The sequence below is a fragment of the Novosphingobium sp. BL-S-34 genome (assembly GCF_056857015.1).
The window spans coordinates 2,701,114-2,724,042 of the sequence record NZ_CM166472.1 but is presented as its reverse complement, the minus strand read 5'-3'; the positions used below and the strand labels follow the sequence as shown (position 1 = coordinate 2,724,042).

Below are 22,929 nucleotides of genomic sequence, written 5' to 3'. Positions count from 1 at the left end.
CTAGAGGCTCCATCCGTTCTGCATGAAGGCACCCATGGCGTTCGCGAAGGCCGTCAGCATCGTGCCGAGAGTCATCGCCAGCAAAGAGATGCCGAGCAGCAGGTTGAGGGGCTGGGTGATGAAGAAGACCTGGATCGACGGCGCCACGCGGGCGGCCAGGCCGAGGCCGACGTTGAACAGCGCGCCATAGAGGATCAGCGGCGCGGCCAGGCTGACGCCCAGCGCCAGCGACTGGCCGGTGACTTTCACCGCAAGATCGGCGAACTGCGCGGCGGGCGGCAGTCCGCCTACCGGGAACACCGAATAGGACTGGAAGATCGAGGCGATCCACAAGTGGTGGACGCCCAGGCTCATGCAGACGATCACCGCCGCGATCCCGAACAGGCGCGAGAGCAGCGGAGACTGCCCGCCCATCGAGGGGTCGGCCACGAGCGCGGAGGCCAGGCCGACCTGCAGGCTGGCAATCGATCCGGCGACGGCGGCCGCGCTGAACAGGATCTTCACGATCATGCCCATCGCGATGCCCACCAGCACTTCGCCGATCACCAGAAGCGGCAGCGAAACGTCCGACTTCACCGCCGGCGCGACCTGGCCCTGGAGCATGCCGTAAAGGCCGACCGTGAAGCCCAGCGACATCACCAGCCGGATCTGCGGCGGCACCGAATCTTCGGAGAAGGCCGGCAGCAGCATGATCACCGCACCCACCCGGCAGAACAGGATCAGGAACGTCGCCGCATCGATCGGCAGCGCCGCCAGGGTCACCATGTCGAGGGATGCGCCGGCCATGGTGTCAGCCGGTGACGATGGCGTCGGCGATGCGGTCCATGAAGGCGCCGAGGGCATGGCCGATCATGGGCAGCGAAACCAGCATGACCACGCCCAGGACCAGGATCTTGGGCACGAATGTCAGGGTCATTTCCTGCACCTGGGTAAGGGCCTGAAGCAGGCCGATGGCGACGCCGACGATCAGCGCGGCGATCAGCATGGGGCCGGCGATGGTCAGCACCAGCACCAGCGCCGCGCGCGCGATCTCGATGGCTTCGGGTGAGGTCATGACTGCCGTCTGTCTTTCGGTGGAAGGATGTGGCGGTTGCAGAATGTGGCGGTTGCAGGCCGGGATTCCGTCCCGGCCGGCCCCGCCACTGCGCGGTCGTCTAGATCTGCATCCGCATGATGTCGGAATAGGCGCTGACCACGCGGTCGCGCACGGCCACCACGGTGTCGAGCGCGCTTTCCGCTGCGCCGATGGCGGTGACGACGTCGATCAGGTCGCCCTTGCCGGCCACTTGCTTGGCGCTTTCCGCCTCGGCGGTGCGCAGCGAGGACGAGGCGTCGGTCACCATGGATTCCACCATGGTGCCGAAGTTGCCGCCGGCGCCGGATGCCGCGCCGGACAGGCCTCCGGCCATGTCGCCGAGGCCGGCGAGGCCGCCCCCGCTACCACCGACCGACGGCCCAGCCGTCTTCATCGCGCGGCCATAGGCGGCCGCGGCGTCGAGTGCTCCGATTGCCATGGAGATGTTCCTTACTTGAGCAGGTCGATAGTGCGCATGGTCATGCCGCGCGCGGATTCGATCGCATTGAGGTTGGCTTCGTAGGACCGCTGCGCCGCCTTCATGTCGGCAGCCTCGATCAGCGGGTTGACGTTGGGCTGGCTGACATAGCCCTGCGCGTCGGCGGCCGGGCTACCCGGCTGGTAGACGCGCCCGAACTGGCTCTTGTCGCCTTCGATCGACTTGACGGCGACCTGGGTGGCACCGCTGGCACGGTCGACTTCGGCAGTGAAGGTGGCGACCCGGCGGCGATAGGGATCGGCATCGGGCGTCTTCGCCACGGAATCCGAGTTCGCCAGGTTTTCCGCGATCACGCGCATTCTCAGCGACTGGGCGCGAAGGCCCGATGCCGAGACGCCGATCGAGTTCTGAAGTTCCATCAACACAGCTCCTGCCCTGCCCCTTGCGGCAGTCAGCATCCTTATAGGCATTTTTTGCCTAGCGGCGGCATGCTCCTATAAAATAATTCCTATAAGCAGGCTTGAAAGGAGACGCGTCATGTCCGTTCTCGAAGGCATTCCCATCGACATGTCGATCGTACTCGGATCGACCAGCATCCCCATCCGGCAGGTTCTCAAGATGAGCCGCGGCGCGATGATCCCGCTCGATTGCGGGCACAACGATCCCACCCGCGTCTATGTGAACGACCAGCTGGTGGCAGAAGGCAAGATCCTGGTGAACGGCGAGGTGATGTCGCTGGAGATCACCAAGGTTGTCGAACGCGAGCGCTGAGAGGATGGATTTTCTCTCTCTGCTGCGCACCATCGGCGCATTGGGCGTGGTGCTCGGCATGCTGGTCGGCGCGCTTTGGGTGGTGCGCCGCTATGACCTGAAACTGCCGCAGAAGTGGCTGAACGGCCAGCTTTTTGCCGGCATGGGCCAGGCTCGTCCCGATCGCCGGCTGGAACTGATCGAGCGCCTTGCCATCGATCCCCGCCGCTCGGTCGTCCTCATCCGCCGCGATTACCGCGAGATCAGCCTGCTGATCTCGCCCGAAGGCGTCGTCATGCTCGATTCCGCGCCGTGCATCGGCCCGGTTTCCCCGAAAAGTACACCGAAAGCCCCTGTCGATGCATAAACGCTATGCCATTGCCGCCGCGCTGTGCGGGGCGGCAATTCTTGCCGTGTTGCCCGAAGCCGCCATGGCCCAGAAGGCCGCCGGCGCCCTTGGCGAAGGCGCGATGTCCGGAAGGGTGATCCAGCTCGTCCTGCTGATGACGGTGCTGAGCCTGGCGCCCGGCATCCTGATGACGGTCACCTCGTTCACGCGCATCATCGTTGCCCTTTCGCTGCTGCGCTCGGGCCTTGGCGCCCAGGGCGTGCCGCCTAACCCGGTCATCATCAGCCTGGCGCTGTTCCTGTCGTTCTTCGTCATGGCCCCGACGTTCGATGCAGCCTGGAAAGAGGGCATGGTCCCCTACAACCAGGGCCGCATCAACGAGACCCAGGCGCTGGAACGTGCCAGCAAGCCGTTCCACACTTTCATGCTCAAGCAGGTCCGGGACGACGACGTGAAGCTGTTCGTCCAGCTCTCCGGCAAAGTGCCCGCATCGCGCGCGGAACTGCCGATGACGACGCTGATGCCCGCTTTCATGATCTCCGAACTGCGCCGCGCTTTCGAGATCGGCTTCCTGCTGCTGCTGCCGTTCCTGGTGATCGACCTGGCGGTGGCCGCCGTGCTCATGGCCATGGGCATGATGATGCTGCCCCCCGCGACGATCTCGCTGCCGATGAAGATCATCTTCTTCGTGCTGGTGGACGGCTGGGCGCTGATCGCCGGGTCGCTGGTGAAGAGTTTCGGGGTGCCCGGGTAGCGCCCCTTCGCTATCCGGTTCGCCTGAAGGGGGCGCGGCAGGATCAGGCCTGCCGCGCCCCTTTTGTCATCAGGCGCCGTAGCGCAGCACGCGGTTCATCAGCCAGGGGCCGAAGTCCGCAAAGGGCAAGGGTTCCAGGAAAGAGAGGCCATAGGCGCCCTCTCCCACCCAGCGCACCGCGGCTTCGCGTTCGCCCAGGCCCGGAAGAGTGAGCCTGACGATGCTGTCGCGCGCGATCTGCACTTCCGCGACCAGGCGTGCGCCTCCCTGCGAAAGGTCGATCAGGCGGACGTCGTGGCGCTGGTGCGCAGCCAGCAGCTCGGCGCCGCAATCGACGTCGAAGCGCGGCCCGCGCGCAATGCCCTCGGGACCGATGCGATTGGCGACATGACCGAGCAGTCCCGCAACGTCGACCGGCGCATCGAACTCCACGCCGATCCGGCCATTGAGCGACCAGCGGACTCTGCCGCGCAGCACGTCTCCGGCCTTCAGCGTCGCCTCGACCTTCTGGTCCACGGCGAAAGCACCGTGGACTTCGGCCATGAAACCGTTGTCCGAGATGTTGCGGATGCGGCAGATCGTCTCGCCCGAATGGCTGGCGAGCTTGCCGATGAGCAGGATCGTCGTGACCCGCGGCCCGCGCGCAACGCGCGGCAACACCGGCGACGATGACGGGACGGCCCCCGCAGGCTGCGGCATGGCGGACGATGACAAGGGCATCGCGTCTTTCTCCCCCGCCCCGCTCAGACCGGCGAGGCCTGCGTGACCACCACGCGGTGGACGAGATCCTTGCCGTAGACTTCCACGGCGGCGTCCATCACCACCCGGCGGAAGGCCTCCACGCCGGGGATCATGCCGTCCGGCCCGCTGGCCAGCGGCGTGCGATACGTGCGCATGTTCACGGCATTGAGCAGCAGCGGCAGCTGGCCGGTCACATCCTCGGCCTTGCCCTTGTCGACTTCGATCTGGCACTCGAACGAGACGTAGCCCGACAGGCGGCCATCCGGGAATGTCAGCGGGGCAAGGATGGTGCCCGTGGGCACGAATTCGGTCTCGACCCGGACAGGGCCAAGGTCGGGCATGACCTGCGGCAGGAAATGCCGCGCCGCATAGGCGCCGCCAATGCCGACACCGGTGCCGGCGATCAGCGCGACAAGGCCGATCACGATCCGCTTGATCACGATAGTCTCCAGTCTCGTTTATCTGAAAATACGCCGAAGGCGCATTTTGCGGCACCGGCCCAGGCCCCAATCGGTGCCGTTCTAAAAATGCGAGCCATTTTTTATGCTGACTCTCAGAACTTGAAGCTCGCATCCTGCGGCAACGCAGAAGGTTCGGCCATGACGACGATAGTGATGCGGCGGTTTTCCGGGCGGTCCGGGCGGTCGGGATAGACCGGCTCGGTCCCGGCCTTGGCCACCACTTCGGAGAAACGATCCGCCGGCAGGCCCGAGGCGACCAGGGCCGCGCGGGCCGAAAGGGCGCGCTGCGCGGAGAGGTTCCAGTTGGCCTCGCTCTGCCCGCCGGTGCTGTCCGTATGTCCTTCGATGGCGACTTGGGCGCCGGTACCGGCCAGCTTGTGAGCGATGCGGCCCAGCAGGTTGCGGGCATAGTCGTTGAGCTGGGCGGTCGGGCCCTTGAACATCGAGCGGTTGGCGTTGTCCATCAGGTGGATGCGGAAGCCGTCGCGCGAAGGCTCCACGTCGACGCTGCGCTTGCCCTCGCTGGGATCGACAGGCGGATCGAGCGAGAGCTGCATCTCTTGCGCCATGACGCGCAGCGCCGCCTCGGGCACATCGGCCGTGCCGCCGCGTGCCGCACCCTTGGTGCCGGCTTCGGCGGAAGGCTGGCCCACGGCCCGGTTGTCGGCCGACTGGTTGCGGCGGCTGTGCCCGCCGAGCCCCGGCTGCGAGCCGGGCTGGTTGGTCAGCGTCGTCGCCGGCGAAGACCGGTCGGCATTGGGCGAGAAGTATTCCGCCAGGCCCTTGAGCTGCTCCTTGTCCGGGTTGGCCAGCAGCCAGAGCAGCATGAAGAAGGCCATCATCGCGGTCACGAAGTCGGCATAGGCGACCTTCCACGCACCGCCGTGATGACCGGCGTGCGCATGCTTCTTGACCTTGCGGATGACGATCGTGGGATGATCTTCGTTGCCCCGTGCCACGCTTTGAATTCCTCAGTCCAGGGCGGCGCGAAGCCGGTCCTGCATCACGCTCAGCCGCACCTGGCCGATCGCCTCGCCGGGGCTCTGCCCGCCGGCCACGCGGTCGAGCAGCGCGGCGCTTTCATCCACATGCTGGGCGATCAGGTCGAAGGCCTGGAGCTGGTCGATATAGTCCAGCACGAAGCGCTCGTCGTTCACCAGTACGCCGGCCAGCTGTTCCAGCAGTTCGCGGGCCACGCGCATCTCGCGGGCCAGGGCCTGCCAGAGCGGGGCCGCCGGACCCTGGCCCGGTTCCGTGCCCAGTGCCGTCCCGAGTCCCTCGGATTCGATTGTCATTGCTTCCCCCTGAATGTCCGCCCGTTCCATGATCAGAACAGCTCCAGTTCGCCGGTCGGCTGGAAGACCGGCATGGGCTTGGGACGGACGACGGGCGGCAGCGGCTGGTCCATCACCAGCGTCGCGCGCACCCTGCCCTCGTAAGGCATGAATTCCACCTTGCGGGCTTGCGTGCCGCCAAGGTCGCTGTGATCGAGCGCAATGCCTTCGGTCTGCATGAAGTTGCGCGCGAACTGGCCGTTCTTGGTGCCGATCCCGCCCAGCCCGGCGACGATGTTCGCCCCGCCGTAAAGGTGGCCGCGCAGACGCGAACGCTGCGCGCCGCGCTTCATCAGGGCATTGATGAGCAGTTCCATCGCATGGACGCCGTAGCGCTGCATGTCCGCCGGGTTCACCGGCGCATCGGCGCCCGGCTCTCCCAGCAGGAAATGGTTCATGCCGCCCACCCGCGCGACGGGGTCCTGCAGGCAGGCCGCGACGCACGAGCCCAGCAGCGTCGAGATGACGACGCCGGACTGGTTGACCACATGATATTCACCCTGGACGATGGCAACGCGGCGCATGGCGTTCAGACCAGTTCGCCGAAGACGCGTTCGATCTTTTCCTTCAGCGCCGCCGGCGCGAAAGGCTTCACGACATAGTTGTTCACGCCCAGGGCCGCGGCCTTCTGGACCACTTCCTTGTCGGCGGAACCCGTGAGCATGATGAACACGGTCTTGCCGATCACCGGATCGTTGCGGACGGCTTCCAGGAATTCCAGGCCGTCCATTTCGGGCATGTTGTAGTCCGAGATGACCAGATGGACCCGGTCGGTCTTGATGGAAGCGAGTGCTTCCACCGCGCCGCCCTTGTCGCGAATGTCCTTGAAACCCAGATCCTGTAGCGTGCGACGGATCATCGCGCGCATGGACGTCTGATCGTCGACCACCATTACTTTTATTGCAGACGCTGCCGGCATGAACCGCTCCATTTACCTCCGACACGCGCCGAGGATTCCCTCGGGCATGGCGGACAAACTCAATTCCTTCTCCACCGCGCCCGCCTCGAAGGCAGCGCGGGGCATTCCGTAGACCACGCAAGTATCGCGGTTCTGCCCGAGCGTGCGGGCGCCGGCGTCGCGCATGGCCTTGAGGCCCATGGCGCCGTCCGAACCCATGCCGGTGAGGATCACTCCCACCGCGCGCGAGCCGAGCCGTGCGACCGAACGGAACAGCACGTCCACCGAAGGCCGGTGTCCGCTGACCGTGTCGCCGGCCACCAGCTTGACCTGCCCGCTGGTGCCGCCCAGCAGCTCCATGTGCTGGCCGCCGCCGGGCGCGAGATAGACCGTGCCCCGGCGCAAGTTCATGCCGTTCTGGGCCTCCACCACCTGCACCCGCGCGGTCTTGTCGAGCCGCGTGGCGAAGCTGCCGGTGAAGATCGCGGGCATGTGCTGCACCACCATGACCGGCGGGCAATCGGGCGGCAGGGCGCCGATGATCGAGAACAGGGCTTCCACCCCGCCGGTCGAGGCGCCCACCGCGATAACGACGTCGCGCAGGCTTCCCTGCGCGGCATTGACCGGGGTAGGCGGGCTGGCCGTGCGGCGCACCGACGAACGGGCCGCAGCCTTGACGATCTTGCGCAGCAGCGCCCCGTCCTGCGCGATCTCCAGCGGGTTGCCGGAAGGCTTGGCGATGCAGTCCACGGCCCCCAGGCGCATGGCCTCGATGGTCGCCTCGGTGCCGCGCGCCGTCAGGGTGGAGCACATGACCACCGGCATCGGCCGCAGGCGCATGATGCGTTCGAGGAAAGACAGTCCGTCCATCCCGGGCATCTCGATGTCGAGCGTGACCACGTCGGGATTGAGCGACTTGATCATCTCGCGCGCGGCATGGGGCTCTGGCGCCATGCCGACCACTTCGATGGCGGGGTCGTGGCTCAGCAACTTGTTCAGCAGCGCGCGCATGGCGGCGCTGTCGTCCACGATCAGGACGCGCGTCTTTTCAGGCGCCAGGGTCATGCCGCGCCTCCGTCGTTGCGGACGTAGATCGTCTGCCCCGCCGGCTTCATCAGCCGGGTGGCGGGGCCGATCAGGCGCTCCGAATGGCCGATGTAGAGATAGCCGCCGGGCGCCAGCATCTCCACGAAGCGCGCCTCCAGCTCGGCCTTGGCGGTATCGTCGAAGTAGATCATCACGTTGCGGCAGAAGATCACGTCGTACTTGCGGCGCATCGGCCAGGGCTCGAACAAGTTGAGCACCCGCGCCGCCACCAGCTCGCGCAGCGGATCGGCCACGACATGGTCGCCGTTCGCTTCGGCCCGCATCCAGCGCCGACGATAGGTCTCGGGCACCGGCTCGACCGTGGCCGCCGAATAGCGCGCTTCCTGCACGGACTGCACGACATGCGGGGCGATGTCGGTGGCGAGCAGGCGCACGTCGCCCTGCTGGAGCCAGGCCGCGCTGGTCGGCCCGTCTCCTGCCAGGCACATGGCGATCGAATAGACTTCCTCGCCGCTGGAGCAACCGGCGGACCAGATCCGCACTTTCTCGCCCTTGCGCGCACGGTCCTGCAGCTTGGGCAGGACATCGCGGCGCAAGTGGTCGAAGTGGTGGTTCTCGCGGAAGAAATGCGTGTGGTTGGTGGTCAGCGCCACCACCATGGCGTGGCGTTCCCCGGCATCGCGCTGGACCAGCGCGACGTAGTCCACGAAGCTCGTCAGCCCATGCTCGCGCAGGCGGCGGCTCAGCCGCGAGTGGACGAGCGTCATCTTGGCCTCGACCAGATGGATGCGCGCCTCTCGCTGCATGATCGCGGCAATGTCGCGGAACTGGGCGGGACGCAGCTCGGCAGTACCGCCCAACGCGCTGCCGCTCGTCGCTTCAGGGGAAGCCAGCACGGTCATTACGCGAAGTCCGGCACCTGGCGGGTGAGGCTCAGCGCGTCGAGGTCGAGCAGCAGGCACATGGCCTCGGCATTGGCCGCGGCATCATGGGTGCGGCGTTCGATCTTGACGAGACCGGCGATGGCGCCCTGCTCGTTGATCTCGACATCCGGCGCGGGCTGAATCTCGCTGCCCTGGATCACGACGATGTCCTGCACTTCGTCCACCAGGAAGCCGGCATGGCGCCCGCCGATGGTGACGACCAGGATGCACGAACGCGAGTGCAGCTCGCTGGGCGCCCAGCCCAGGCGCTCGGACAGGCCGACCACGGGAACGACCGAGCCGCGCAAGTTGGTCACGCCCTTCACATAGGGCGGCACGCTCGGCAGCGGGGTGGGTTCTTCCCACTCGCGGATTTCGATCAGCGAGCGCATGTCGATGCCGAACAGGCGGTTGCCCAGGGTGAAAGTGACGATCTTGCGTTCGTCGAGTTCGCTATCTTCGGTGCTCATGCTGCCATTCCTTTCAGCGCATACTTGGATGAGCCGCCGGTCGGCGCGACCAGGGCATCGATGTCGAGGATCAGCGCGATCGAGCCGTCGCCCAGGATTGTCGCCCCGCCGAGACCGCGGATCGGGTGGAGGTTGTCCTCCAGGCTCTTGATCACGACTTCGCGGCGGTTATCGATCGTGTCGACCATGAGGCCGACGTTCCCGGCCGTCTCGCTCTCGACGATGATGACGAGCGAGTCCTCGGGTACGCGGTGGGACCGCATGCCGAACAGCTCGCCTACGCGGCGCACCGGCAGGTACTGCCCGCGCAGTTCGATCACTTCGGAGCTGGGCGAAGTCGCCTGGACCTGGCCCGGCTCGGGCTGGACGGTCTCGATCACATTGGCCAGCGGCAGCACGAAGCGCTGGTCGCCCAGGCGCACGATCATGCCGTCGAGGATCGCCAGAGTCAGCGGCAGCGCCATGGTGAAGGTCGTGCCTTCGCCCGGCACCGAGTTGATCTCCAGCCTGCCGCCCAGCGCCTCGACGTTGGAGCGGACCACGTCCATGCCGACGCCGCGACCCGAAATGTTCGAGATCGTCTCCGCGGTGGAGAAGCCCGGCGCGCAGATCAGGCCGTCGATCTCCTCGTCGGAAATCGGTACGTCGGCGGAAATGATGCCGCGCTCGATCGCCTTGGCGCGCACCCGCTCGCGGTTGATGCCGCGTCCGTCATCGCGCACGCGCACGATGATGCGCGCGCCCTTCTGCTCGGCGGACAAGTGGATCGTGCCTTCGGCGGGCTTGCCGGCGGCAAGGCGTTCCTCGGCGCTTTCGATGCCATGGTCCACTGCGTTGCGGATCATGTGGGTGAGCGGGTCGCCGATCTTCTCGATCACGCCCTTGTCCACTTCGGTCATCTCACCGATGGTTTCGAGCACGACCTTCTTGCCGGTCTCGGCCGAAAGATCGCGCAACATGCGGGGCACGCGCGAGAACGCCTGCTTGATCGGCTGTGCGCGCAGCGACATCACGTTGTCCTGGATCTGCCGCGTCAGGCGCGAGAGTTCCGGCAGTTCGACGCGTTCCTGGTCGGCAGGCGAGAGCCGGTCCGACAGGATCGAACCGCGGATCACCAGTTCGCCCACGAGGTTGAGCAGCTGGTCCAGCTTGGACAAGTCCACGCGGATCGACTGCGCCACTTCGACGTTGCCCTGGCGGGCTTCCGCCTTGGGCTTTTCGGCCTGGGCCGGTGCCGCTTTCGCAGACGCCGCCTGCACGACAGGGGCCGATACCGCCGGAGCAGCGGCCGCGGGCACCAGCGTCAGCATCGGCTCGGCCGGTGCCAGGTCAAGATCCGGCAGGGAAACGGGCAGTGGCTCGAATACGCCGAAGCCGTCGAAGTCCTCTGCGGCCGGTTCCTCGACCACCACCATCACCACGGCGGCGGCACGCTCGATCTCGATCAGCGAGTCCGGGGCCACGAAGTCGAAGCAGTCGCGGATGTCCTGTTCGGCCACGCTGCCGGGCAGGGTCAGGGTCCAGACGAAATAGCTGTCCTCGGGATCGAGATCGCGCAGGCCCGGAAGCGCGCCGGTATCGACGGCGGTGACCGCCGCGCCCATCTCTTCCAGTTCGCGGATGACCAGCATCGGTTCGCCGCCATTGGCCAGCGCGCCGCGCGAAGGGCCGAAGCGAACGGTCCATCCGGCAGGCTCCGCCGGTCCCGGAGAGGCGAAATCGTCCAGCTCGACCGCCACCGGCTCGAAGCCGAAGGGATCGAAGTCGTCGATCACCGCCGCGACCGGCGTGAAGCCGAAATCGTCCAACTCGGCCACCGGCTCAGGCGCAGCGACGACGGGCGAGGCCTGCGAGGCAGCGCCCTTGCTTTCCAGGATCGCGTCGAGCTGTTCCAGCATGACCGCGTCGGCCGGCGGCTCGGTGCCGCCCTGTGCCGCCGTGACATGATCCGAGAGGATGTCGAAGGCGCCCAGCATGGTCTGGGTCACTTCGCCGCTGGCGGGAATGCGGCCGGCGCGCACTTCGTCAAGCACGTTCTCGAAACGGTGCGAGAAGGCGAGCAGCGCGGCATGGCCGAAAGCGCCCGAACCGCCCTTGATCGAGTGGACGGCGCGGAACACGCCGGCGATCGTCTCGGACGAGACATCGCCTTCGGCCATCGCCGAAAGACCCTGTTCGGCCACGGCAAGACCTTCGGCGCACTCCTCGAAGAAGATGCCCTGGATTTCGTCGAGTTCGTCGCTCACGGGCAGACGCGGCGGACAGCCGCTCCCAGCTTGGCGGCTTCGAACGGCTTGGTGATCCAGCCCGTGGCCCCAGCTTCGCGGGCGCGGGTCTTCTTCTCGTCCGAGAACTCGGTGGAGAGCACCAGGATCGGCGTGCCGCGGAATTCGGGCACCGAGCGGACCGCCTCGATCAGTTCGAAGCCGTCCATCTTGGGCATGTTGATATCGGTGATGAGCAGGTCGGGCTTCACCTCGTGCATGCGCTCGAGGCCGTGCTCGCCGTCATCGGCCGCTTCCACGCGGAAGCCCTGCGCGGCCAGCGAGGCCTTCAGAAGCATCCGCATCGAGGCGGAATCGTCGACGGTCAGGATGAGTTTGCTCACGACGGGAATTCCTCTTCAGATAGGCCGACGGCTTCTGCCAGTCCGCAGGCCTGCACGCGCTCGACGAAGGCCGTGCTGGGATTGACGATTTCGAATTCGTGGCCGGCGTCCAGCGCCTCGGTGCGCGCGGCGACCAGGAGTTGCAGCACGGCCTGGCCCACCGTCTCGACCCGGCTGGCGTCGATGTTCATCGCACCTTCGAAGTCGCAGGCCAGGACCATGCGGACGCGCAAGTCCTCGGCCGTCACGGTGGAGCCATGGACCGGCAGTTGCAGCGCGCGGTCCTCTCCGGCGAAATCCGCGGCAGCGGCGTCCAGTCCGAACTCTTCGAACGGCACGGGTTCAGGCAGGTTTGGCATTGAGCTGATCCTTCACTTCGTCGAGCGCGGTCTCGAGCTGCGTGAACGAAGGGGCATAGGGAGACGGCGTCATGCGGCGCGCAAGCTCGATGGCCACTTCGGTCGGCTGGCCCTGCGCGTGTCCGACGATCGCGGTCTTGACGATGAGGTAGGGCTTGAAATCGGAATCGATGATCTGCTGCAGCTTCTGCGCGATCGGCCCGACCAGGCAGTAGGCCAGCAGCACGCCCAGGAACGTACCGACCAGAGCGCCGCCGATCATCGCGCCGAGGATCTCGGTGGGCTGGTCGATCGAACTCATGGTCTTGATGACGCCCAGAACGGCGGCGACGATGCCGAGGGCAGGCAGGCCGTCGGCCATCATCTGCAGCGCGTGCTGCGGGGCCAGTTCCTCGGCATGGTGGCGCTCGATGTCACCTTCCATCGCCTCGGCCAGCTGGTGCGGGTCCTCGAAGTTGACGGTCATCATGCGCAAGTAGTCGCAGATGAACTCGATCAGCCCCTCGTCCCCCAGCAGGCGGGGATAGCGCATGAAGATGCTGCTTTCCTCGGGCGCGTCGAGATGCTTCTCGATCGAGTTCGCGCCTTCCTTGCGGAAAGTGGCGAGCAGCGTGAAGAGCAGCGCCAGGAGATCGCGGAAGTCGACCTCGGTCCAGCGTCCGCCCTTGAAGACGCGCTGAATCCCCGCCCAGGTCTTCTTGACCGTGGTCATCGAGTTGCCGAGGATGAACGCACCCACCGCCGCGCCGGCAATGGCCAGCATTTCGTGCGGCAGGGCGTGAGCGATGACCATTATGTTACCGCCCGACATCAGGAAGCTGCCGAAGACGCACAGCAAGATGACGACGAGGCCGATGGCGTTGAGCATGAAGAAGATCCGCGATTGATGGCCGCAAAAGGTTACGGGGCCGAAGCCCTGCGTTAGTTATAGGATGCTCGGGCCGGGGGCGGTGCGGGGCGATGGAAATTAGGCGCAGCGATGCCCGGCGGCGTCCTTGCGTATCCGGCAGTGGCCCCGTCCCCGCTCGCCATCGCCAGGCGCCGCGAGGAAGACGGACTTAGGCTCCTCGGCGGTCCCGGATCGGGAACGCCGCGACGGCGCATCGCAAAACGGACCGCCCTGCGACCGCTCGGTGCGTCTTTGTCCTATATGAGGGAGGCGGACGTCCTTGCTGGAGCCATCATGTCACTCAATGCCTACCAACGCGTGCAACAGATCGCCGCGACGCCTCGCCGGAACGAATACCGGCTGATGAGCCAGATCACCGGCGAAATGATCGCCGCACGCGATGCCGGCCTGCGCGGCGCACAGCTTGCGCCTGCGCTTCACCGCAATCGCCAGGCCTGGTCCACCTTCTCTTCGATGTGCGCGGGCCAGGGCAATCAACTACCGGACGACTTGCGCGCGCGGATCATCTCGATCGGTCTGTGGGTGGACAAGTATACGTCGGAAGTCATTACAGGCCATGACACCATCGACGATTTGATCGTGGTAAATCGCGCGATCATAGAAGGACTTGCAAACGAGAACGGTACTGGCAACTAAGGAAAATCACTTAACGATTTCCTTCATCTTTTTTAGAAAAGATAATCAAGCGCTTATTCGTCTGCCACCGGAAAGCACCGGATTGCCATCTCGACCGTCTATTTACAAAGATGCGTAAAGCTCTATTTGCCCGTTCGCCTTGAAGCCAAAGTGCAAGGCGCAATAAGCGGGTCGGAATGCAGGAATTGAATCCACCGCCGCAGCGCTTGGGCGGGTCGCTTCCTGTCGGGATGGCACCGGCCATTCCCGCCCTCGTCCTCGCGGCCCAACTTGTCTGCGCCATCGTCCTTTGCGGCTGGGCTTTCGGCATGCCGGGCCTTGCCGGAATCGGCACGGACGGCTTCCTCATGCAGCCGCTGACGGCCGTGGGCTGCAGCGCCATCGGCATCGGTATCCTGCTCGGCGCCGCCTCCCGGCACAGCGCCGCACGATGGGCCATGGCCATACCCCTCGTCATAGGATGTTCCTCGCTCATCCAGGAATGGGCAGGCGTCTCGCTCGGCATGGACCGCCTGCTGTTTGCCGACAGCGTCCTTCACCAGACCCGGCCCTACCCCGGCCGCCCCGGCGTGCTGCCCGCGCTCGGCCTCGTGCTGCTGGCTCTTTCCGCGCTTTCCCTCGGTTCCTCGCGCCGCGCCCTGCGCCGTCTCACCGTGGTCTTCGCCTGCATCGCCATCGCCGTCGCCGCGATTTCGGGTACGCTGCTGCCGCTGGGCATCAGCACGCCGGGCCCGGAGACCCGCCACGCGCTCATGTCCGTGCCGACGGCCGTGACGATCTGCCTGCTCGCGGTGGGCCTCATCGCCCTGCGCCGCCAGAGCGCCTGGCCGCGGCAACCCGATTGCGGGTTCGGCTCCGCCACTCTCCAGGCCTGCCTGCTGCTCTGCGTCTCCCTGCCGGTCGTCTCCGCGCTGGCGCATTTCTGGGTCGAGCGCTCAGGCGCGGTCTCTGCCGAGATGATCGAGATCGTCCAGGCCGTGGCCCAGGTGGCCCTGTCCTGCGGCCTGATCGCCTGGGCCTGGATGCGCATCGCCCGCGAGAGCGGCGCCCGCTGGGCGGTGAACCTCGCGCTCGATTCCGCCCCCGTCGCCATCACCGATGTCGACGGCAGGATCCTGCGCTGGTCGGCCGGCTGCGAGCGCCTTTACGGCTGGACCTCGGAGCAGGCACTGGGCCGCTTCCAGCAGAAGCTCACCGGCACCCCGCCGATCGCCACCAGCGACATCGAGGCGCTGCTCGCCGGCGCCCGGCAGGAGCGCGAAGTGACCGCCTACCGCAAGGACGGCACCATGCTGCGCGTCCTGCACAGCAGCCAGGCCGTGCAACCGCGCTCCGACATCGCGCCCATGGTGGTCCATGCCATGACCGACATCACCGCCCGCACCCGCGCCGAACACGCCATGCTCGCCAGTGACGCGCGCCTCTCGCTGGCGGTCGACCTCCACGAACTCGGCATCTTCGAATGGTCGCTTGCCACTGACCGCTTCGTCTTTCACGGCCATGCCGAGCGCCTGTTCGGGCTGGAGCCCGGCCTGTTCGACGGCGGGATCGACGCATGGAAACGCCATCTGCGCCAGACGTTCGGAACCTCCTTCCGCATGCCCGGCCCGCCCGAAGCCTGGAGCGCGGGCCGCTACGGCTTCCGCCTGGTCGCGGTGGAGGCAGGCGTCGTCAAAGTCGTCGAGGGAACCGCGCATATCCACCGCGGTCCGGGCGAAAACGATGTCTCGATGATCGGCATCGTGATGGATGCCACCCAGCGCGAACAGCATGCCGAAATGCTGAAATCGCGCGAATCCGAACTGCGCTCGATCCTGGAAACCGTGCCGGAGGCGATGATCACCATCGACGGGGGCGGGCAGATCCGCTCGTTCTCGACCACGGCCGAAACGCTGTTCGGCTATGCCGCGGCCGAAGTCCTGGGCAAGGACGTGCGCCTGCTGCTGCCGCGCTATGTCCGGCCCTCCACCGACCCGGCGCTGCCCGGCCAGGGCAATCCCGCGATCACCAGCATCACCGCCGGCCTCGACCGCAACGGCAACGAACTGCCGATCGAAATCGCGGTGGGCGCGGCCAATGTGGGCAACGAGCGGATCGCCATCGCCTTCATCCGCAACTTGCGCGAGCAGATGGCCACCCAGGCCCGCCTCAACGAACTGCGCGAGCAGGTGCTCCACGCCTCGCGGGTCAGCGCCATGGGCGAGATGGGCGCCGGCCTGGCGCATGAGCTGAACCAGCCGCTGACCGCCACTTCCAATCTGCTGGGCGCCATCGACCTGGCGATGGCGCGTGGCGGCGATCCCGAGCAGGTCCGCTGCATGCTGGAACTGGCGCGCCAGGAAGTGCTGCGCGCCGGCTCCATCATCCGCCGCATGCGCGCCTTCGTTTCCAAGGGCGAGCTGGAAATTCGCGCCGAGCCGCTGGACGAGGTGATCGCCGAAACCCTGCAGCTTGCGCGCTCGCGCAGCCGGGTACCGGGGGTCCGTCTCAGCTATCGCCCCAGTGTCGTGGCTCCATCCATCCTTGCCGATCGCATCCAAATGCAGCAGGTGCTGGTGAACGTCCTCAACAACGCCTTCGACGCGCTCGCGGGCCTCAACGACAGGCTGCCGGAAATCACTCTTTCAACCCGCCAACTGAACGATGGCCACATCATGATCAGTGTTATCGACAACGGCCCGGGCTTGCCCGAAGCCATCATAAACCGCCCCTTCGAGGCCTTTTCGTCTACCAAGACGACGGGCATGGGGCTTGGTCTGTCGATCTGCCGCCGCATCGTGGAAGCGCATGGCGGGCGCTTCTCCTTGCGGAACGTCCCCGATGGGGGCGCGGCGGTCGAATTCACGCTGCCCAGCTACAGCGAGCTGGAGCTCAGGGCAGGATGACGTCGCGGCGCATCTATATCGTCGATGACGACCTGGCCGTACGCACTTCGCTCGAATATCTGCTGTCGATGATCGGGGAGAGCCGGATCAGCTGCTTCGATTCCGGGGACAGCTTCCTGGAAGCGGCGCCCTTGCTGGAGCCGGGCTGCCTGCTGCTGGATTTGCAGATGCCGGGGGCGTCAGGGCTGCAAGTGCTCAGCACGGTGGGCGGGCGGCCGACCCGGTTCGTGCCGATCGTGCTCACGGGGGAAGGCGACGTCTCCGTGGCGGTACAGGCGATGAAGCTCGGTGCGATCGACTTCATCGAAAAGCCCTGCGACCATCTCAAGCTGATGAACGCGGTGGAATCCGCTTTCACCCAGCAGGCCGTCTCGACCGCGGAAGAGCGGCGCAAGGAAAAGGCGATCTCGCTGCTGGAGCAGCTTTCGCCGCGGGAGCTGGACGTGCTCAAGGGCCTGATCGACGGGCAATCGAACAAGATCATTGCCCATGCGCTCGACATCAGCCCGCGCACGGTGGAAATCTACCGCGCCAAGCTGATGGAAAAGCTGCAGGTGCGCAGCCTTTCCGAAGTGCTGCGCATCGCCTTTGCGGCGGGCCTCGTGCCGATGGATTGACCGGGCCTTTCGAAAGTCCGCCGCGCGTCTCGGATGCTCGGGCGGCGGCTTTCGCGATACCAGGGATGCCCCGCCCGGCTCAGGAGAGAGGCCGGACGGGGCAGGTCCACAGGGTACGCCGGTTATTCTTCAGAAGTCGAAATAGAGATCCACGTAGCCGTATCGGGTGTCGCCGGTCTGCGGGGCATTGGGCGCGTCCTTGAGGAAGCCGCCCTTGGCGAGATAGGCCACGCCCGTGTCGACCCGCAGCACGTCCGGGATCAGGGTGCGCCGATAGCGGGCTTCCACCTGGTTGCCGGCAAAGCTGCCGCTCCGCCCGGACACGTCCTTCACGCCGGTGTTGGAAAAGGCATCGGTCTTGGAATCCAGCCAGAGCGCGCGGTACATTACCATCACGTCCGACTTCTTGTCCGGCTTCACTTCAAGCCGCGCGCCGCCCGAAATCGTGTTGAAGCGGCCAACCGCGCCGTAGAGCCCGGTCGGGCCGAAATCGAACCGCCGGGCGCCGAACAGCGTGTCGAAGCGGTTGTAGGTCCCCGCCTTGGAACGGTCACCGCTGGCGATGTCGAAGTCGAGCGAGACGCGCGGCTTCCATCCGCCGGCGAACGTGTTGCCCGCTTCGGCGTGGATGAAGTAGGCCGAGACGTCCAGGTCGGCCCGGTCGGTGGGCGCGGTCGTCGCCCGGGTGCGGCCGAACTGGTAGGCACCCTCGACATCGTAGTCCAGATGGCCAACCTTCGGCGCGCGATAGGCACGCAGGCCCGGCGTGAAGATGTGGCGGTTGCGGGTCGGCCGGTCGGCGCTGTCGCGTTCCGCCAGGCCATAGCCGTAGACTTCCAGAGAGCCGCCGAACACGCCGGCCTTGGTCAGCGAGCCGCCATAGAACTGGAGGTCCGTGGTCTCTTCGTCACGCTTCACCGAATTGTCGTGGATGCCTTCGGAATCATCGGGCAGGCGCAACTGCGGCATCGTCCAGAGCAGGGTCAGCTGGTCTCCGCCGCGGCCCTTCCACTGGAAATTGACGCCCGTGAAGGCGTTGGTGCTGTTGCGGAATGACTGGCGCGCCACCAGGCGGCGCGATCCCAGGTTCATCGTGAAGCGACCCGCCGTGAGCTGCGCCTTGGAACCGCCGCCCATGCCGAAGTCCAGCCCGACATAGGCCTGGACCATTTCCAGTGCATCGACTTCGCCGGTGCCCGCGGAGGAATTGGACTTCTCGCCATAGGCGCGGGCGTCCCAGAGTTCGCCGCCGACCCGCCAGGGCCCGCCATCGTATTCGACCAGGAGCGAGGTCTTGAGGGAGAACATGGCGTCGTCCTCGGCCGCGGTGGGACGGAACTGTCCGTCGATCCCTTCGACGCGGGCGCGGACTTCGCCCTTGATGGTCAGCCCTTCCGGCGCGCCGACCGCGGTTTCCAGCAGGCCGTCGGCATGGGCAGTGCCGGTATGTAGGACGAGCAGCAGACCGCCGCCCATCATGCCCAGCAGCGCGCGGGCGCGCCAGGATTGCGGACCGAAATTCCAGTCCTTGCGGACCGGGTCGAACAGGCAGGCACTCATCACGATCTCCCGAAGTAGCGGTCCATTATAGGATAATGACCGCAACCGTAGGCGACCGGATCCCGGTTTTCGCCCTCAGCCCTGTCCAATTTTCCTGGCAGCTTCAAAGCACACCCGGCAACGATGAAAAAGCCCCTTGCGCCGGGTGGAGCGGGGGGTGAAGCGGCCCCGCATTACAAGGCCGCTGCGAAGTCTCTGGATCAAGCCGGGACACGCGCGATACGCGCATTTCCCGGCGGCGGCGCCCCAGGTCGCGCCGGCGCGCTCAGTGCGCGGCGGCCGGCGCCAGCATCGACTGACGGTATTCCGCCATCATCGTGAAGCGCGGATCGGCCACGGCCAGGTCGCTCATGGTCTTGGCGGCGCGCTTGGCGATCTGGCGCACGCGCTCCTTGGCCACGCCGTTTTCATCGTCCGCCGTCTCAAGCGCGGTCATCTCGAAGAGACGGCCTTCCACGACCTTGCGGTTGTGCTCCAGGCGCTCTTCCAGTTCCGCCAGTTCGGTGGGATCGAGCATGGACTTGCCGGTGCGCCAGACCGAGCGGCGCGTGCCGGCCTCGGCACGGGGCGCCTTCTTGGGCTGAGCCTTGCGGCGGATGCGCTCCACGCCGATGTTGCGCAAGTGATCGACATAGCTGTCGGTCAGCGAGGCCATGGCCTGACGGGCAAGATAGTCCGAAGCGCCCGATTCCGTGCGGCCCAGGGCATCCTCGTCCTCGATGGAGGCCACGATCGACTGACCCTCGCCGTCCTCGCCCCCGGCGATCGCGTCGAGCGATACAGTGACCGCCTCGACCTTCTTGGCGGAAGGACGCTGGTCGGTCATCAGGCGGAAGCGCAGGCTCTGCAGCTCGCCGCGGATCTGCCAGTTCACGAAAGTGGTGAACTGCGCCTTTTCGGGATCGTAGGCCTGGATGCCGCGGTGCACCGCGATGGCGCATACCTGCTCGGCGTCGTCCCAATGGGCGACCAGACCGTACTGGCGGATGAAGTGGCGGATGCGCGGCGCGATCAGCTTGATGATCTGCGCGAAGGCGCGGTCCACGAGCACGCGTTGACGTGCGGACTGCGGCTGGCCATCGGCCGGCATGTTCGCTCTGACGGCGGCGACCGCGGCTTCCAGAGCGATTGTGATCTTCGACATGTTGAACCCCCGGTTAGAGAGGAGCCTCGGGCGCCCATCGCCGCTGCTCCACTTCAACAAGACCTGTTGTCTCGTGAATTTCTGAACGCGAGGTTAATCCTATAAACGTGTTTCCTATATTTCCTATAATTTTTTTCACTTCGTCGGGAACCAAGTGCATTTTGCCGTAATATCAGCCCGCGAAACGGTCCGGACGGATGTTGCGGCCGACATAATCGAGCAGCCAAGAACGGTGCGCAGCCGTTGCGCTGCCCGCCATTTCGATGCGGCGATTCGCACTGGCGGTGCCGACCTGGGCATTGAGCAGGGTGCGCGCGCGGTCGGGAGAAAGCCCGCCCTTCAGGAAACGCACCGCATCGCCCAGGCCGAGATGGTGGCCGAGATAAGCTGCCTGCGCGACTTCGACCACGTCTCCGCCGATCCGCACGCCCGATCCGCGCAAGGCGTCGAGGTTGGTGCGGGCATAGTCCGCAATCGTCTCGATCGCGGCCTGGGGATCGTAGCGCAGCGCCAGCAAGGCACCGCGGCTCTCGCCGCGAACGTGCCCGCGCTCGTTGAGCCAGCCGTTCTGCTGGGCCATGGCATGAAGCCAGGTACCCTGGCGCTCTGCCTGCCCTTCCCAGGTCCGGTTGAGAAACTGGCCGAGCCCGGCAGCGCTGGATCGCGGGTTGCGCGAATAAGGGAGCCACCGGCCATCGGAGCCTTTCGCCGCCTCGGCATTCACGATCGTGGCGAGTGCCGCCGCCGGAATGCCGGTGCGCGAAGCCGCCGTACCGAGCGCACCGGCGTAGCGGGCATTGGGCCCTTCCTGCATGGCCAGGGCGCCGCTTGCGTCATCGTTGCGGCCGCCCCTGCCCTCGCCGCTGTCGCGCCGCGCCTCGCGGTCCCAGCCGCCGGCAGCCGATCCGCAGGACGGATCCTCCACCGGAGCCTTGGGCATGGCCGGATCGGCCACGGAGGCCTGTCCGCTCGCCGCTCTGGTGCGTTCGTCCAACAGGGTGAGCAAACCGTCCAGTCCCAGCGGGTCGGAACGCTTGTCGGCCAGTCCTCTCGACTGCGTGTCGTCTCCTCCGCCCAGCGCCGCACGCCAGAGCCGGCCCGACAGTTCGCTGCGGGCCTGGCTGTAGATCAGCTGCGCCTTCTGCGCCGGCGTCATGCCCTGGAGGCTGCCGGCCTGAGCGCCATGGGCGGTTGCGCCCTCGATCATCACGAGGTCTCGCGCCGAACGGCGCGGCGGGCCTTGATGAAGGACATGGCGGCGAAGTCGTCGATCCCGGCCTGCTCGGCATTGGCGAGCACCCGCTCGGCGTCCTGCCGGTAGCCGTCCGCGGCCGTCTCGATGGCGCGGAACGTGCCATAAGCATCGACCGCCTGATCGCGCAGCTCGTCGAGCCGGGCCTTGAGCTGCACCTGGCGGACCGTCAGCAGCCGGCGCTCGCCGCGCATCCGCTGCAGATAGGCGTGCGAGCAGACCGCCAGATCGCCGGCCGCCAGATCGGCCTCGCGGCTCATCGACACGGCCACGCGGTCCCGCGCCTTTTCCACTTCGCCCAGCACACCGGACTGGTTGCTGATCGCCGCGCTCATTTCGTCGATCTCACGCTGCTGCACGCGCAGCGCGGCGTCATAGGGTGTCTTCATCCGGGACCTCCATCAGCGCCGCCAGCGCGTCGAAACTCTCCTGCGCGAAACCGCGATCCTGCTTGCCCTGCTTGAGCAGGTCCTCGATGCGCGGGGCCAGCGCCACGGCACGATCCACTTCCGCGCTCGACCCGGCGCGATAGGCACCGAGGCGGACCATTTCTTCCATGTCCTTGTACGTCGCCATCTCGCGACGGGCGGCCAGGCGGATATGGTTTTCCTCCTCGCCCAGGCAGTGCGGCAGGGTTCGCGAGACGGACTTGAGCACGTCGATCGCGGGATAGCGCCCACGTTCCGCAATCTGGCGGGTAATGACGATGTGACCATCGAGAATGCCGCGGACGGCGTCCGCCACCGGCTCGTTATGATCGTCGCCGTCGACAAGCACGGTGAACAGGCCGGTGATCGCGCCCTGCCCCGGAAGCCCGGGCCCGGCGCGCTCCAGCAGGCGCGGCAGTTCGGCGAAGACGGTGGGCGTGTAGCCCTTGGTCGCGGGCGGCTCACCGCTGGCCAGGCCGATCTCGCGCTGCGCCATGGCGAAACGGGTGACCGAGTCCATCAGGCACAGGACATTGAGCCCCTGGTCGCGAAAATGTTCGGCCACGGTCAAGGTGGTCCATGCCGCCTGGCGGCGCATCAGGGCGGGCTCGTCGGAAGTGGCGACCACCACGACGCTGCGGGCCAGGCCTTCCTCGCCGAGGTCGTCCTGCACGAATTCCTGAACCTCGCGCCCGCGCTCGCCGATCAAACCGATCACGGCGACATCGCACTCGGTCCAGCGCGCCAGCATCGACAGCAACACCGACTTGCCCACGCCCGAGCCTGCAAACAGGCCGAGCCGCTGGCCGCGGCACAGCGGCGCGAAAAGATCGAGCGCGCGAACGCCCGTGGAAAGCCGCGAGCCCACGCGCGCACGCGCCGAAGCGGGCGGCGGCGAGGCCTTGATCTTGCGCAGCAGGGCGCCCTGTTCGAGCGGCCCCTTGCCGTCGACCGGGCGGCCGAGGCCGTCCACCATGCGACCGAGCCAGGCGCTCGATGGGCGCAAGGCGAACTGGCTGGCGGAAAGGTCTGCGCGCGATCCGGAGGCGATGCCCTGCGGCTCGCTGAACGGCATGCAGTGTGCAATGCCCCGGTCCAGTCCGGTGACTTCCGCCTCGACTTGTCCGGTCGGCGAATTCAGCGTCACGCGGGAGCCGATCTGCGCCGCGCCCGAAAGGCCCTCGACCTCGATCAGGGCGCCGCGCACGGCCACGACCCGGCCATAGCGTTGGTCGGGGGTAAGCAGGCGAAGACCTGCAGCGGCGGCGGCGAGACTGGCCATCGGAGGA

Annotated in this window: 28 protein-coding genes; 6 read left to right on the top strand and 22 right to left on the bottom strand. The window is 66.6% G+C overall.

Going from position 1 to position 22,929, the window contains the following annotated elements; all coding sequences use genetic code 11:
• The 4 genes from fliR to flgC form a co-directional block, all read right to left on the bottom strand.
• Complete coding sequence (gene fliR, locus AC1VV3_RS13090; protein ID WP_132268641.1) at positions 1 to 786, bottom strand: flagellar biosynthetic protein FliR; 786 nt, start codon at positions 784 to 786, stop codon at positions 1 to 3.
• Positions 787 to 790: 4 nt separating this feature from the next.
• Positions 791 to 1,054, bottom strand: coding sequence for a flagellar biosynthetic protein FliQ (locus AC1VV3_RS13085; RefSeq protein WP_132268639.1), 264 nt, complete (start codon positions 1,052 to 1,054; stop codon positions 791 to 793).
• 100 nt (positions 1,055 to 1,154) lie between these two features.
• Positions 1,155 to 1,409, bottom strand: coding sequence for a flagellar hook-basal body complex protein FliE (fliE, locus tag AC1VV3_RS13080; RefSeq protein ID WP_482962101.1), 255 nt, complete (start codon positions 1,407 to 1,409; stop codon positions 1,155 to 1,157).
• 116 nt (positions 1,410 to 1,525) lie between these two features.
• On the bottom strand, positions 1,526 to 1,933 hold the full coding sequence (gene flgC, locus AC1VV3_RS13075; protein ID WP_132268636.1) for a flagellar basal body rod protein FlgC: 408 nt from the start codon (positions 1,931 to 1,933) through the stop codon (positions 1,526 to 1,528).
• A gap of 118 nt (positions 1,934 to 2,051) precedes the next feature.
• Here flgC and AC1VV3_RS13070 point away from each other — a divergent pair, with 118 nt between their 5' ends.
• From AC1VV3_RS13070 to fliP, 3 genes are read left to right on the top strand one after another with little or no spacing between them, the layout of a single operon-like run.
• Positions 2,052 to 2,285 carry a FliM/FliN family flagellar motor switch protein gene (locus AC1VV3_RS13070; RefSeq protein ID WP_132268634.1) on the top strand — a complete coding sequence of 78 codons (234 nt, stop codon included), beginning with the start codon at positions 2,052 to 2,054 and terminating at the stop codon, positions 2,283 to 2,285.
• A 4-nt stretch (positions 2,286 to 2,289) separates the two neighbouring features.
• The gene (locus AC1VV3_RS13065) at positions 2,290 to 2,631 is read left to right on the top strand and encodes a FliO/MopB family protein (protein WP_132268633.1); all 342 of its coding nucleotides are present in this window, start codon (positions 2,290 to 2,292) and stop codon (positions 2,629 to 2,631) included.
• Positions 2,624 to 3,367, top strand: a complete 744-nt coding sequence (gene fliP, locus AC1VV3_RS13060) for a flagellar type III secretion system pore protein FliP (RefSeq protein WP_134094043.1) — start codon at positions 2,624 to 2,626, stop codon at positions 3,365 to 3,367. Before AC1VV3_RS13065 ends, fliP begins: the two co-directional genes overlap by 8 nt.
• Before the next feature lie 69 nt (positions 3,368 to 3,436).
• Here the strand turns inward: fliP and AC1VV3_RS13055 are convergent, their stop codons facing one another.
• From AC1VV3_RS13055 to motA, 13 genes are all read right to left on the bottom strand, one after another.
• A complete protein-coding gene (locus AC1VV3_RS13055; RefSeq protein WP_465128037.1) occupies positions 3,437 to 4,027 on the bottom strand; it encodes a PilZ domain-containing protein in 591 nt (196 codons plus the stop codon).
• An 83-nt stretch (positions 4,028 to 4,110) separates the two neighbouring features.
• Positions 4,111 to 4,548, bottom strand: a complete 438-nt coding sequence (locus AC1VV3_RS13050; protein WP_314463893.1) for a hypothetical protein — start codon at positions 4,546 to 4,548, stop codon at positions 4,111 to 4,113.
• 113 nt (positions 4,549 to 4,661) lie between these two features.
• On the bottom strand, positions 4,662 to 5,528 hold the full coding sequence (locus AC1VV3_RS13045; RefSeq protein ID WP_431567276.1) for a flagellar motor protein MotB: 867 nt from the start codon (positions 5,526 to 5,528) through the stop codon (positions 4,662 to 4,664).
• Positions 5,529 to 5,540: 12 nt separating this feature from the next.
• Entirely contained in the window at positions 5,541 to 5,864 is a 324-nt protein-coding gene (locus tag AC1VV3_RS13040) for a hypothetical protein (RefSeq protein WP_243654383.1), read from the bottom strand.
• Between the two features lie 32 nt (positions 5,865 to 5,896).
• Positions 5,897 to 6,427: a chemotaxis protein CheD gene (locus AC1VV3_RS13035; RefSeq protein ID WP_132268626.1), complete on the bottom strand. Its 531-nt coding sequence runs from the start codon at positions 6,425 to 6,427 to the stop codon at positions 5,897 to 5,899.
• Between the two features lie 5 nt (positions 6,428 to 6,432).
• Positions 6,433 to 6,822 carry a response regulator gene (locus tag AC1VV3_RS13030; RefSeq protein WP_207913048.1) on the bottom strand — a complete coding sequence of 130 codons (390 nt, stop codon included), beginning with the start codon at positions 6,820 to 6,822 and terminating at the stop codon, positions 6,433 to 6,435.
• A 12-nt stretch (positions 6,823 to 6,834) separates the two neighbouring features.
• Positions 6,835 to 7,866 (bottom strand): protein-glutamate methylesterase/protein-glutamine glutaminase, encoded by a 1,032-nt coding sequence (locus tag AC1VV3_RS13025; protein WP_431567275.1) that lies wholly within the window; start codon positions 7,864 to 7,866, stop codon positions 6,835 to 6,837.
• Positions 7,863 to 8,750: a CheR family methyltransferase gene (locus AC1VV3_RS13020; protein WP_132268620.1), complete on the bottom strand. Its 888-nt coding sequence runs from the start codon at positions 8,748 to 8,750 to the stop codon at positions 7,863 to 7,865. Before AC1VV3_RS13020 ends, AC1VV3_RS13025 begins: the two co-directional genes overlap by 4 nt.
• On the bottom strand, positions 8,750 to 9,241 hold the full coding sequence (locus AC1VV3_RS13015; protein WP_132268618.1) for a chemotaxis protein CheW: 492 nt from the start codon (positions 9,239 to 9,241) through the stop codon (positions 8,750 to 8,752). Before AC1VV3_RS13015 ends, AC1VV3_RS13020 begins: the two co-directional genes overlap by 1 nt.
• On the bottom strand, positions 9,238 to 11,487 hold the full coding sequence (locus AC1VV3_RS13010) for a chemotaxis protein CheA (protein ID WP_465128036.1): 2,250 nt from the start codon (positions 11,485 to 11,487) through the stop codon (positions 9,238 to 9,240). Before AC1VV3_RS13010 ends, AC1VV3_RS13015 begins: the two co-directional genes overlap by 4 nt.
• On the bottom strand, positions 11,484 to 11,849 hold the full coding sequence (locus tag AC1VV3_RS13005) for a response regulator (protein WP_132268615.1): 366 nt from the start codon (positions 11,847 to 11,849) through the stop codon (positions 11,484 to 11,486). Before AC1VV3_RS13005 ends, AC1VV3_RS13010 begins: the two co-directional genes overlap by 4 nt.
• A complete protein-coding gene (locus tag AC1VV3_RS13000; protein WP_132268614.1) occupies positions 11,846 to 12,208 on the bottom strand; it encodes an STAS domain-containing protein in 363 nt (120 codons plus the stop codon). Before AC1VV3_RS13000 ends, AC1VV3_RS13005 begins: the two co-directional genes overlap by 4 nt.
• Entirely contained in the window at positions 12,192 to 13,076 is an 885-nt protein-coding gene (gene motA, locus AC1VV3_RS12995; RefSeq protein WP_021233049.1) for a flagellar motor stator protein MotA, read from the bottom strand. The genes AC1VV3_RS13000 and motA overlap by 17 nt, the downstream gene beginning before the upstream one ends.
• A 315-nt stretch (positions 13,077 to 13,391) precedes the next feature.
• On the opposite strand from motA, the gene flaF reads away from it, so the two are divergent.
• From flaF to AC1VV3_RS12980, 3 genes are all read left to right on the top strand, one after another.
• The gene (gene flaF / locus AC1VV3_RS12990) at positions 13,392 to 13,754 is read left to right on the top strand and encodes a flagellar biosynthesis regulator FlaF (protein ID WP_132268612.1); all 363 of its coding nucleotides are present in this window, start codon (positions 13,392 to 13,394) and stop codon (positions 13,752 to 13,754) included.
• 230 nt (positions 13,755 to 13,984) lie between these two features.
• Positions 13,985 to 16,639, top strand: a complete 2,655-nt coding sequence (locus AC1VV3_RS12985; RefSeq protein WP_482961910.1) for a PAS domain S-box protein — start codon at positions 13,985 to 13,987, stop codon at positions 16,637 to 16,639.
• Positions 16,636 to 17,256 carry a response regulator transcription factor gene (locus AC1VV3_RS12980; RefSeq protein ID WP_132268609.1) on the top strand — a complete coding sequence of 207 codons (621 nt, stop codon included), beginning with the start codon at positions 16,636 to 16,638 and terminating at the stop codon, positions 17,254 to 17,256. The genes AC1VV3_RS12985 and AC1VV3_RS12980 overlap by 4 nt, the downstream gene beginning before the upstream one ends.
• Positions 17,257 to 17,385: 129 nt before the next feature.
• Here the strand turns inward: AC1VV3_RS12980 and AC1VV3_RS12975 are convergent, their stop codons facing one another.
• The 5 genes from AC1VV3_RS12975 to fliI form a co-directional block, all read right to left on the bottom strand.
• Positions 17,386 to 18,816 (bottom strand): alginate export family protein, encoded by a 1,431-nt coding sequence (locus tag AC1VV3_RS12975; protein ID WP_482961909.1) that lies wholly within the window; start codon positions 18,814 to 18,816, stop codon positions 17,386 to 17,388.
• Between the two features lie 265 nt (positions 18,817 to 19,081).
• Entirely contained in the window at positions 19,082 to 19,960 is an 879-nt protein-coding gene (locus AC1VV3_RS12970) for a sigma-70 family RNA polymerase sigma factor (protein ID WP_134094037.1), read from the bottom strand.
• Positions 19,961 to 20,132: 172 nt separating this feature from the next.
• Positions 20,133 to 21,167: a peptidoglycan-binding protein gene (locus AC1VV3_RS12965; RefSeq protein ID WP_465128033.1), complete on the bottom strand. Its 1,035-nt coding sequence runs from the start codon at positions 21,165 to 21,167 to the stop codon at positions 20,133 to 20,135.
• Complete coding sequence (locus AC1VV3_RS12960) at positions 21,167 to 21,601, bottom strand: hypothetical protein (protein ID WP_132268604.1); 435 nt, start codon at positions 21,599 to 21,601, stop codon at positions 21,167 to 21,169. Before AC1VV3_RS12960 ends, AC1VV3_RS12965 begins: the two co-directional genes overlap by 1 nt.
• Positions 21,585 to 22,922 carry a flagellar protein export ATPase FliI gene (gene fliI, locus AC1VV3_RS12955; RefSeq protein ID WP_132268602.1) on the bottom strand — a complete coding sequence of 446 codons (1,338 nt, stop codon included), beginning with the start codon at positions 22,920 to 22,922 and terminating at the stop codon, positions 21,585 to 21,587. Before fliI ends, AC1VV3_RS12960 begins: the two co-directional genes overlap by 17 nt.
• Positions 22,923 to 22,929: the final 7 nt, after the last annotated feature.

Bases quoted from the DNA above. Each gene is read 5' to 3' on its own strand.
- fliR (WP_132268641.1), bottom strand. From the start codon at position 786: ATGGCCGGCGCATCCCTCGACATGGTGACCCTGGCGGCGCTGCCGATC.
- AC1VV3_RS13085 (WP_132268639.1), bottom strand. From the start codon at position 1,054: ATGACCTCACCCGAAGCCATCGAGATCGCGCGCGCGGCGCTGGTGCTG.
- fliE (WP_482962101.1), bottom strand. From the start codon at position 1,409: ATGGCCGGAGGCCTGTCCGGCGCGGCATCCGGCGCCGGCGGCAACTTC.
- flgC (WP_132268636.1), bottom strand. From the start codon at position 1,933: ATGGAACTTCAGAACTCGATCGGCGTCTCGGCATCGGGCCTTCGCGCC.
- AC1VV3_RS13070 (WP_132268634.1), top strand. From the start codon at position 2,052: ATGTCCGTTCTCGAAGGCATTCCCATCGACATGTCGATCGTACTCGGA.
- AC1VV3_RS13065 (WP_132268633.1), top strand. From the start codon at position 2,290: ATGGATTTTCTCTCTCTGCTGCGCACCATCGGCGCATTGGGCGTGGTG.
- fliP (WP_134094043.1), top strand. From the start codon at position 2,624: ATGCATAAACGCTATGCCATTGCCGCCGCGCTGTGCGGGGCGGCAATT.
- AC1VV3_RS13040 (WP_243654383.1), bottom strand. From the start codon at position 5,864: ATGACAATCGAATCCGAGGGACTCGGGACGGCACTGGGCACGGAACCG.
- AC1VV3_RS13035 (WP_132268626.1), bottom strand. From the start codon at position 6,427: ATGCGCCGCGTTGCCATCGTCCAGGGTGAATATCATGTGGTCAACCAG.
- AC1VV3_RS13030 (WP_207913048.1), bottom strand. From the start codon at position 6,822: ATGCCGGCAGCGTCTGCAATAAAAGTAATGGTGGTCGACGATCAGACG.
- AC1VV3_RS13025 (WP_431567275.1), bottom strand. From the start codon at position 7,866: ATGACCCTGGCGCCTGAAAAGACGCGCGTCCTGATCGTGGACGACAGC.
- AC1VV3_RS13020 (WP_132268620.1), bottom strand. From the start codon at position 8,750: ATGACCGTGCTGGCTTCCCCTGAAGCGACGAGCGGCAGCGCGTTGGGC.
- AC1VV3_RS13015 (WP_132268618.1), bottom strand. From the start codon at position 9,241: ATGAGCACCGAAGATAGCGAACTCGACGAACGCAAGATCGTCACTTTC.
- AC1VV3_RS13000 (WP_132268614.1), bottom strand. From the start codon at position 12,208: ATGCCAAACCTGCCTGAACCCGTGCCGTTCGAAGAGTTCGGACTGGAC.
- motA (WP_021233049.1), bottom strand. From the start codon at position 13,076: ATGCTCAACGCCATCGGCCTCGTCGTCATCTTGCTGTGCGTCTTCGGC.
- flaF (WP_132268612.1), top strand. From the start codon at position 13,392: ATGTCACTCAATGCCTACCAACGCGTGCAACAGATCGCCGCGACGCCT.
- AC1VV3_RS12985 (WP_482961910.1), top strand. From the start codon at position 13,985: ATGGCACCGGCCATTCCCGCCCTCGTCCTCGCGGCCCAACTTGTCTGC.
- AC1VV3_RS12980 (WP_132268609.1), top strand. From the start codon at position 16,636: ATGACGTCGCGGCGCATCTATATCGTCGATGACGACCTGGCCGTACGC.
- AC1VV3_RS12975 (WP_482961909.1), bottom strand. From the start codon at position 18,816: ATGAGTGCCTGCCTGTTCGACCCGGTCCGCAAGGACTGGAATTTCGGT.
- AC1VV3_RS12970 (WP_134094037.1), bottom strand. From the start codon at position 19,960: ATGTCGAAGATCACAATCGCTCTGGAAGCCGCGGTCGCCGCCGTCAGA.
- AC1VV3_RS12965 (WP_465128033.1), bottom strand. From the start codon at position 21,167: ATGATCGAGGGCGCAACCGCCCATGGCGCTCAGGCCGGCAGCCTCCAG.
- AC1VV3_RS12960 (WP_132268604.1), bottom strand. From the start codon at position 21,601: ATGAAGACACCCTATGACGCCGCGCTGCGCGTGCAGCAGCGTGAGATC.
- fliI (WP_132268602.1), bottom strand. From the start codon at position 22,922: ATGGCCAGTCTCGCCGCCGCCGCTGCAGGTCTTCGCCTGCTTACCCCC.